Source organism: Mesorhizobium waimense (assembly GCF_003601975.1).
GTDB lineage: Bacteria > Pseudomonadota > Alphaproteobacteria > Rhizobiales > Rhizobiaceae > Mesorhizobium > Mesorhizobium waimense.
This window is the reverse complement of the sequence record NZ_QZWZ01000251.1, coordinates 1-390: the sequence shown is the minus strand read 5'-3', so window position 1 is coordinate 390 and position 390 is coordinate 1. Positions and strand designations below refer to the sequence as shown.

The window sequence follows — 390 nt, the reverse complement described above, 5'->3', positions numbered from 1 at the left end:
CTTCGGCGCCCGGTGCGCCGAACCCGTCCTCTGTCGACCGCTCGCGCCGCCGTGCCCTCTATGCCGGGGCGGCAGCCATCGCCGCAGCCGCGGGGGCCGGCCTGGCCTGGTGGCGCCTGCGGCCCCACGCGGCGTTGCCGGAGGCCGAAGCCGCCATGTGGGCGCAGCGGTTCGACGCGCCCCGGCAGGGCGACGCGGCCGTGGAGATGCAGGCCTTCCGCGGCCGGCCGCTGCTGGTCAACTTCTGGGCGACGTGGTGCCCGCCGTGTGTGGAAGAGCTGCCGATGCTCAACGGTTTCTACCGCGAGCACCGCGCGCGCGGCTGGCAGGTGGTGGGCCTGGCGATCGACCAGCCTTCCGCAGTGCGGAAGTTCCTGGAGCGCGTTCCAC

Annotated in this window: 1 protein-coding gene; it reads left to right on the top strand. The window is 74.9% G+C overall.

Going from position 1 to position 390, the window contains the following annotated elements; genetic code table 11:
• Positions 1–390, top strand: a 390-nt coding sequence (locus D3227_RS40885; RefSeq protein WP_147377860.1) for a TlpA disulfide reductase family protein, incomplete at both ends; no start/stop codon positions are given.